Source organism: Bradyrhizobium sp. (genome assembly GCF_030693485.1).
Taxonomy (GTDB): Bacteria; Pseudomonadota; Alphaproteobacteria; order Rhizobiales; family Xanthobacteraceae; genus Bradyrhizobium.
The window spans coordinates 1-5,787 of sequence record NZ_JAUYAN010000068.1; the positions used below are offsets into that span (position 1 = coordinate 1).

A 5,787-nucleotide genomic window follows, 5' to 3' on the forward strand; every position below is an offset into this window, starting at 1 on the left:
ACGCCGCGCTCCACGAAGGTGACGGTCGAACCGCGCGCTCCGGTATCGAGCACCGGCACGTTCTTGAAGATGTCGCCGACGAACTGCCTCGCCTTGTCATTGGCACCGAATTTCTTCAGCGCGTAGCCCCATGCGGCCAGATAGTTCCAGCGCGCGCCGCCCGAGGTTTTGGGGTTCGGTGTGATCACCTTGACGCCGGGCTTGATCAGATCTTCCCAATCCTTGATGCCCTTGGGATTGCCCTTGCGCACCAGGAAAACGATCGTCGAGGTGTAGGGCGACGCGTTCTGCGGCAGGCGTTTCTGCCAGTCGGCCGGAAGCAAGCCCTTGGCCGCGATGGCGTCGATATCATAGGCCAGTGCGATGCTGACGACGTCGGCCTGCAGGCCGTCGATCACGGCGCGCGCCTGCGAGCCGGAGCCGCCATGCGACTGCTTGATCTCGATGCTCTTGCCGGTTTCCCTCTGATAGGCGCTCGCGAACGCCTTGTTGAACTCCGCATAGAGTTCGCGCGTCGGATCGTAGGACACGTTGAGCAGCGACACATCGGCGGCCAGCGCAGAACCGGCCCAGAGCAATCCCGCAACGAGGGGCAGAATACGACGGACCATCCCGATCTCCATTCGCAGCGACGACAGCATCGTCATCGAAATCACGCGCACATAACTCGCGATGAATGGCCCCAAGTCAACGAAACCGCATTTCAATGTTTGCGGCGTTATAGCGTCATTGTCCTATGAAGTCGTGGGCGTATGGATGCCGCATTCTGTCTTGGCCCTGCCGCGCCAGCGGCCGGCACGCGCATCCTCGTCCGTCGAGGTCCGGCTGCTGCAGGGCATGCATCCGACCGAGAGATAGCCCGACGCCGTGAGCGGATGCGGCGGCAGCTTTGCAAGCCGGTAGATCGCCTCGATCGCCTCGCGCGAGACGTTGGCGAACGGATTGAACTTCAGTCTGCTACCGTCATCCTCGACCACGGCAATATCGGCGCGCAGCCCGCCCTGAAAGCGCTTGCGCCCGTTGATCCATGCCGAGAATGACGCCAGTGCGCGGGCCAGCGGCTCCACCTTGCGGATCCGGCAGCAGGCGTCGGGATCGGAGAACCACAATTCTCGATCGGGATCATCGCGCGACAGCGTCGCTTCCAATGGCTTGATCGAACGGACATCAAGCAGGCCCAATGTCGCGATCAGCGTGTCGCGATAGGCCAGCGTCTCCTCGAACAACCATCCGGTATCGAGAAACACCACGGGAATCGCCGGATCGACGTCGGCCATCACCTTGAGCAGCGCCGCCGATTCGGTGCCGAACGACGAGACAACGGCGAGGCGCTCGCGGCCGACGGTCTGCAGCGCCGCCGTGATCACTTCGGCGGTCGATGCGTTGCGCAACGCCAGATCAAGTTCCAGCGCCGGCGGCAGTTCGCGCGCCACCGGCGCCGGCAGGACCTGATCCGCGAGCGCGTTCATGGGCCGGCACTCTCGGAATGGCGCAGTTGCATGCGCCGGTGCAGCGCCGTGATGCGGCCGTCGCCGGTCGGCTGATAGAACACCGAATAACGCTTGACCGTGGCGGCAAACGCTTCCGCATCGGCTTCCTTGTTGACCTGGAAGGCGTCGAAGCCGGCACGCAGCATGAATACGAACTGGTCGCGCAGCACCTGTCCGGTGGCGCGCAACTCGCCGCGATAGCCATGCCGTTCCCGCAACACGCGGGCCTGACTGTAGGCGCGGCCGTCGCGGAAACTCGGAAACACCAGCGCGACAAAGGCAAGCCGGTCGAGCCAGGGCACGAGATCGTCGATATCGCGGTTGTTAGGCCAGATTACGCCGGTCTTGCCGGCCCGGCCCGACAACGCCTCCGCATCGCCGAGAAAACGCCCGGCTGAAATCAGTATCCCGCCATCGCCGGGAATTTCGGCGTCGTCGGCCACATGGACGAATACGTCGGTGGCGATTTTTCCGCCCTTAACGAGTGGCATAGACCCGCTCCCTGAAAGGTTCGACGCCCAGCCGCTTCACCGCGTCGACGAAAAGCTCGTCGGGACGCGCACGCAGCGCGAGATAGGCTTCGACGATATCCTCGATCACGTCGGCGACGTCGCCATAGGGCACAGCGGGCCCGATCAGCGTTCCGACCTCGGCCTTCTCGTCGGCGCGGCCGCCGATCGTGATCTGGTAGAATTCCTCGCCGTTCTTCTCGACGCCGAGAATACCGATATGGCCGACGTGATGATGGCCGCAGGCATTGATGCAGCCGGAGATATTGATGTGCAGCCGCCCTATCAGATTGGCGGTGTCGTGATTGGCAAAGCGCCGGGTCAATTCCTGCGCGATCGGGATCGAGCGGGCGTTGGCGAGCGAACAGTAATCCAGCCCCGGGCAGGCGATGATGTCGGTGACCAGATTGACGTTCGGCGTCGCGGCGCCGATCTTGTCCAGCGCCTTCCAGAGCGCCGGCAAATCGCGCCGGGCGACATGGGGCAGCGCGAGGTTCTGCTCGTGGCCGACGCGGATCTCACCGAAGGAATATTTGTCGGCGAGATCGGCGATGGCGTCCATCTGATCGGCGGTGGCGTCGCCGGGCGGACCGCCCACCGGCTTCAGCGACAACACGGCGATGGCGTAGCCCGGCACCTTGTGCGGGAAGGTGGCGTTCTTGCGCCATGCCTCGAAATGCGGATCATGCGCCGCCTTCTTCAGCTCGTCCGGCATGTGCGGCAGCTTTTCGTAAGCCGGATAGCTGAAGCGCGAGCGGATGTCCTCGATCACGGCATCGTCGATCGCCAATGCGCTGTCGCGCATCTGCAGCCATTCTTCCTCGACTTCCCTGGCGAACTTCTCGATGCCGAGTTCGTGGACCAGGATCTTGATACGCGCCTTGTATATGTTGTCGCGGCGGCCATACTGGTTGTAGACGCGCAGGATCGCCTCGACATAGCTCAGCAGATCATGGCCGTGCACGAAAGGCTTTATGGTTTTGCCGATGAAGGGGGTGCGGCCGAGGCCGCCGCCCACCAGCACTTCGAAGCCGGTTTCGCCGGCGGCGTTCTTGTAAAGCCTGAGGCCAATATCGTGCACCTTGATCGCCGCGCGGTCGTGATCGGACGCGGTGATCGCGAATTTGAACTTGCGCGGCAGGAAGGAGAACTCCGGATGCAGCGTGGTGTACTGCCGCAGCAGTTCGGACCAGATCCGGGGATCCTCGATCTCGCCCGGTGCGACCCCGGCCCATTGATCCGACGTGACGTTGCGCGTGTTGTTGCCCGAGGTCTGCATGGCGTGAATGCCGACGTCGGCGAGATCGGCCAGCGCATCCGGCAGTTCGGCGAGCTTGATCCAGTTGAACTGGATGTTCTGCCGGGTGGTGAAGTGGCCGTAGCCGCGATCATATTTGCGCGCGACATGGGCCAGCCGCCGCAATTGCTCCGACGACAGCGTACCGTAGGGAATCGCCACGCGGAACATATAGGCGTGCAATTGCAGATAGACGCCGTTTTGCAGCCGCAGCATCTTGAATTCGTCCTCGGAGAGTTCGCCGGACAACCGGCGCTTCACCTGATCGCGAAATTCCTCAACGCGTTCGTTGATAATGGTGCGGTCGAGCTCGTCATATGCATACATGGCGGATGCCTTACGCCGAGACCGGAAGGTCGATGGTGACCCCCGCCGAGCGGATGTGTTCGCGCAGATTGCCGGGCGTGATCTTGTCGGAGTCCTTGAGGTCGACCGGCGCGATATAGGCGCCGATCGCACCGACATCGTCGGCGACCGATTCGGCCAGCAGCGCCCGGGCCTCGTCGGCGGTGCGGACGATCGCGGCGTCCGACAATTCGGTCGTCCAGCCCTTGGCGGCCGTCCGCCAGATCACGATGCCATCCCAGGTGCGGTTGGCGGTGATGACGGACGGACCTGTGATCTTGATTTTTTGTTGCAGCGGAGAGGTCATGCGGCGGTTTCCAGCAGTTTGACGAGCACGGAATTGAGATTGGCTTCGCGCCACGGCGCGGAATGCGCGACCACGTCGCCGATGATGAGAATGGCCGGGCCGCCGTCGATCTTCTCGACCAGATCGGGCAGGTCCCGCAGAATTCCGACTGCTGCCTGCGCATCCGGCTGCGTGACTCGCGCGAACACGCCGACCGGGGTTTGCGCCGAACGTCCGGCGGCGAGCAGGCCCGATCGAACCGATGGCGCCGCGGTCATTCCCATGTAAACAACGACCGTCATTTTCTCGTCGGTCAGGGTCGACCAGTCGACGGCTTCGGCATCCCTGGCCTTGTGCGCGGTGAGAAACGTAATGCGCAGAGCCTCGTGCCGGAAGGTCAGCGGCACTTCGAATTGCGCCGCGGCGCCGAGGCCCGCGGTAATTCCCGGCACCACCGAATAGGCGACGCCGGCCGCGCGGAGCGCCTCGATCTCCTCGCCGCCGCGGCCGAACACGAAGCCATCGCCGCCCTTGAGGCGCACCGCGCGCTGGCCCGATCTCGCTGATTCGATCAGCAGTCGGTTGATGGCGTCCTGGCCGATGCCGGGCTTGCCGACGCGGCGGCCGACCGGCACCCGCGACGCATCGCGACGTACCCGATCGAGAATTTCCGGTGAGACCAGTTCGTCGTAAAAGACTACATCGGCGTCCTGCAGCGCGCGCAGCGCCTTGATTGTCAGAAGATCGGGATCGCCAGGGCCGGCGCCGACCAGCGTCACCCTGCCCTCGGCCGTTCCCGGTGCCAGCGCGCCGGCAAAGGCGGATGCATCGGGAATATTTCTTAGCGCGGCTTCAGCCTCGTCACTGCGGCCGGCGAGTACCAGCGCACCGATCGGGCCATCGACCACGCGCTCCCAGAAGCGGCGGCGCAACGCGAATTCGGGAATGCGGCCATGGATGGTCTTGCGCCAGCGGCCGATGAAGGTGGCGAGATCGCCGATTCGGGCGGGCAGCACCGCTTCGATGCGCTCGCGCACGCGGCGCGCCACCACCGGCGAGGCGCCGCCGGTGCCGACGGCCACGACGACGTCGCCGCGATCGACGATGGCCGGAAAAATGAAAGTCGAATGCGCGAGGTCGTCCATCACATTGACGGGAAGACCGACCGCTTTGGCCCGCGCCGACATCGCAACCCCGATGTCGCCGGCGCCCGCGCACAGGATCGCAACCACGCTGTTTAGATCTGATGTCAACGGATCGCCTTGCGCCAGTTCGATCCGCGCCGCATCATCGGCAGAAAGCCCGCTCACATCATGATGACCGTCGGTCGAGAAGTAGCGAATGCGCGCACCCGCCGCCGCCAGCAGCCGCAATTTCGCCCGTGCCAGATCGCCGGCGCCAACAAGCAGCACCGGTCCGGTTTGCAGGTCGAGAAAGACTGGCAAAAATCGCATGCGATACTCGTTGCCCCAACTTGCGGGGTTGACTAGAATTATTTTCTATATATGTCTCGTTCAATGGCCGCAAAGAGAAAATTTCATCTTCTCTGTTGCGATGCAACTATAGAATTTTTGCCTTTAGAGGCCATGGTCCAGAGATGCATCTTCTCAGCAACGATTCCGCGACAACCCGGTTGCGCCTTGCAGGCCCACTACAGGGGTCTTCTGCGCCACAAATTTCGTCCGATGGTCGCCTGCGTCCCCCCTCCATGGACCACCTCGACGCGCTTGAGGCGCAGAGCATCTACATTTTCCGGGAAGCCTTCGCGCGGCTGAAGAAGCTGGCGCTGCTGTGGTCGCTCGGCAAGGATTCCAACGTCATGATCTGGCTGGCGCGCAAGGCCTTTTTCGGCCGCGTCCC

At 63.4% G+C, this 5,787-nt stretch carries 6 protein-coding genes and 1 pseudogene; 1 reads left to right on the forward strand and 6 read right to left on the reverse strand.

The window, feature by feature from the left end:
• The 6 genes from Q8N40_RS05315 to cysG form a co-directional block, all read right to left on the reverse strand.
• Positions 1-611, reverse strand: a 611-nt coding sequence (locus Q8N40_RS05315; protein WP_305711067.1) for a sulfate ABC transporter substrate-binding protein, incomplete at its 3' end; no start/stop codon positions are given.
• A gap of 123 nt (positions 612-734) precedes the next feature.
• Positions 735-1,469, reverse strand: coding sequence for a phosphoadenylyl-sulfate reductase (locus Q8N40_RS05320; RefSeq protein WP_305711068.1), 735 nt, complete (start codon positions 1,467-1,469; stop codon positions 735-737).
• Complete coding sequence (locus tag Q8N40_RS05325; protein WP_305711069.1) at positions 1,466-1,981, reverse strand: DUF934 domain-containing protein; 516 nt, start codon at positions 1,979-1,981, stop codon at positions 1,466-1,468. The genes Q8N40_RS05320 and Q8N40_RS05325 overlap by 4 nt, the downstream gene beginning before the upstream one ends.
• A complete protein-coding gene (locus Q8N40_RS05330; protein WP_305711070.1) occupies positions 1,968-3,623 on the reverse strand; it encodes a nitrite/sulfite reductase in 1,656 nt (551 codons plus the stop codon). The genes Q8N40_RS05325 and Q8N40_RS05330 overlap by 14 nt, the downstream gene beginning before the upstream one ends.
• Positions 3,624-3,633: 10 nt before the next feature.
• Positions 3,634-3,948: a DUF2849 domain-containing protein gene (locus Q8N40_RS05335; RefSeq protein WP_305711071.1), complete on the reverse strand. Its 315-nt coding sequence runs from the start codon at positions 3,946-3,948 to the stop codon at positions 3,634-3,636.
• Complete coding sequence (gene cysG, locus Q8N40_RS05340) at positions 3,945-5,381, reverse strand: siroheme synthase CysG (protein ID WP_305711072.1); 1,437 nt, start codon at positions 5,379-5,381, stop codon at positions 3,945-3,947. Before cysG ends, Q8N40_RS05335 begins: the two co-directional genes overlap by 4 nt.
• Positions 5,382-5,560: 179 nt before the next feature.
• Between cysG and Q8N40_RS05345 the strand changes: the two are divergent.
• Positions 5,561-5,787 (forward strand): annotated as a pseudogene (locus tag Q8N40_RS05345) (sulfate adenylyltransferase); the annotation flags it as partial.

Coding starts and splice junctions, on each gene's coding strand:
- cysG (WP_305711072.1), bottom strand. CDS start 5,381: ATGCGATTTTTGCCAGTCTTTCTCGACCTGCAAACCGGACCGGTGCTG.
- Q8N40_RS05335 (WP_305711071.1), bottom strand. CDS start 3,948: ATGACCTCTCCGCTGCAACAAAAAATCAAGATCACAGGTCCGTCCGTC.
- Q8N40_RS05320 (WP_305711068.1), bottom strand. CDS start 1,469: ATGAACGCGCTCGCGGATCAGGTCCTGCCGGCGCCGGTGGCGCGCGAA.
- Q8N40_RS05330 (WP_305711070.1), bottom strand. CDS start 3,623: ATGTATGCATATGACGAGCTCGACCGCACCATTATCAACGAACGCGTT.
- Q8N40_RS05325 (WP_305711069.1), bottom strand. CDS start 1,981: ATGCCACTCGTTAAGGGCGGAAAAATCGCCACCGACGTATTCGTCCAT.